Below are 2,305 nucleotides of genomic sequence, written 5' to 3' on the forward strand. Positions count from 1 at the left end.
CGTCGGAAGAGCAAGCTGTGTATAAGAGACAGGCCCAGTACCAGCCGCCAGCCGCCAGCCGCCAGCCGCCAGGAGAACGCCTTGCCCCACTCGCCCGCCGGCCTCCGCGCACCCGCACGCTCCGAGCATGCGTCGCTGGACGTCGTGTGCCTCGGTGAGACCATGGCCGTCCTCGCCCCGCCGGACGCCCGGCCGCTCGCCGACCAGCCCACGCTCCGTCTCTCGATCGGCGGCGCCGAGTCCAACGTGGCCTGCGGTCTGGCGGCACTCGGGCACCGTGCCGCGTGGCTGAGCCGGGTGGGCGACGACCCCTTCGGGCAGCGCATCGTGACGGAGCTCGCCTCGCGGGGCGTGGACGTGAGCGCGGTCGGCACCGATCCCCTCCATCCGACCGGCGTCTACTTCAAGGACCCCGGGCCGGACGCGACCCGAACCCACTACTACCGGCGCGGATCAGCCGCCGCCCACATGGGTCCGGACGTGGCCCGGGCACCCGAGCTGCACGACACCCGCATCGTGCACCTGTCCGGTATCACCGCGGCCCTCTCCGACAGCTGCGCCGACCTGCTGGAGGAGATCGTGGTGCGCCGCACCCCGTGGACGGACGGCGGCTCCGGCACGCCCACCCGCCCGGTCGTCTCCTTCGACGTCAACCACCGTCCCGCCCTGTGGCGCCACCGCCGTGCCGACGGGGTGCGGACCCTGCTGGAGCTCGCCCGCGCCGCGGACATCGTCTTCGTGGGGCGGGACGAGGCCGAGGCCCTGTGGCACACGGCCCGGCCCGACGAGATCGCGGCCCTGCTCGCACCGGCACCGCTCGTCGTCGTCAAGGACGCCGAACACGGAGCCACCTCTTACTCCGCGGGCCACCGCGTCTTCGCGCCCACGCCACCGGTCGAGGTCGTCGAACCGGTCGGCGCGGGCGACGCCTTCGCGGCCGGGTACCTGTCCGGCGTGCTGCACGACCGGGACGAGATGGCGCGACTCCACCTGGGTCACCTCACGGCCGCGGCCGTCCTGCGCACCAGAGACGACGTTGTGGCGGCCACGGCGCGTGGGCAAAAGGCACCCGCGTCGTAGGCGCCGAGCGCTTTGTTGGAAAGTCATGACAAACCTGTTGACATCCCTTGTGGGCGGCTGGATAGTACCTGCCACTAGAGCGCGCTAATAACGCGCTCCAGTGACGAAGACTTGGTCACCTTCCTCACCCCGAACCGCACAGCGAGGTGCAACAGACATGCGCAGACATCACCGAGCGCGCCCCGCCACCCTCACCGCCACCGTCCTCGTCGGCACGCTGCTCGCAGCCGGCTGCTCCAGCGGTTCCGGCGGCAAGCAGTCCGAGGAGGGCGGCGCGGACGCCTCGGCGGGCAAGGCGAACACCCCCCGCATGACGGTGGCCATGATCACGCACGCGGCCCCCGGCGACACCTTCTGGGACCTCATCCGCAAGGGCGCCCAGGCCGCGGCGGCCAAGGACAACGTCAAGCTCGTCTACTCCAGCGACCCCAACGCCGGCAACCAGGCCAACCTCGTGCAGAACGCGATCGACCAGAAGGTCGACGGCATCACGCTCACCGCGGCCAAGCCGGACGCCATGAAGGACGTCGTGGCCAAGGCCAAGGCCGCCGGAATCCCGGTCGTCGGCTTCAACGCCGGCCTGGACGACTGGAACAAACTCGGCATGCTCGAGTACTTCGGCCAGGACGAGAACATCGCCGGCCGGGCCTTCGGCGAGCGGCTCAACGAACTCGGCGCCAAGCACGCCCTCTGCGTCGTCCAGGAACAGGGCCATGTCGCCCTGGAAGCGCGCTGCGCCGGCCTGAAGAAGGGCTTCAAGGGCGAGACCGACAACCTCTACGTCAACGGCACCGACATGCCCTCCGTGAAGTCGACGATCACCGCCAAGCTCAAGCAGGACTCCTCCATCGACCAGGTGGTCACCCTCGGCGCCCCGTTCGCGCTGACCGCCGTGCAGTCCGTCTCCGACGCCGACAGCAAGGCCGAGGTCGCGACCTTCGACCTCAACAAGGACCTGGTCAAGGCCGTCGAGGACGGCCAGGTCGAGTTCGCCGTCGACCAGCAGCCCTACCTCCAGGGCTACCTCTCCGTGGACGCCCTCTGGCTCTACAGGACCAACGGCAACTTCAGCGGCGGCGGCACCGCTCCGGTGCTCACCGGCCCGGCCTTCGTCACCAAGGACAACGTCGCCGACATCGCCAAGTTCGCGGCGAAGGGGACGCGATAGGCGTAGGGATCGGCATCGGCCGCAGCAGTGGCAACGGCAGTGGCATGGGCATCGGTG

The 2,305-nt window shown here is 70.2% G+C and carries 2 protein-coding genes; both read left to right on the forward strand.

Features of this window, described 5'->3' with window-relative positions; translation table 11 throughout:
• The first annotated feature begins 81 nt into the window (after positions 1-81).
• Complete coding sequence (locus FNH08_RS48955; protein ID WP_228034843.1) at positions 82-1,080, forward strand: sugar kinase; 999 nt, start codon at positions 82-84, stop codon at positions 1,078-1,080.
• A 157-nt stretch (positions 1,081-1,237) separates the two neighbouring features.
• Entirely contained in the window at positions 1,238-2,248 is a 1,011-nt protein-coding gene (locus FNH08_RS48960) for a substrate-binding domain-containing protein (protein ID WP_152778384.1), read from the forward strand.
• Positions 2,249-2,305 lie beyond the last annotated feature (57 nt).

It is taken from the genome of Streptomyces spongiae, from assembly GCF_009377185.1.
Taxonomy (GTDB): Bacteria; Actinomycetota; Actinomycetes; order Streptomycetales; family Streptomycetaceae; genus Streptomyces; species Streptomyces spongiae.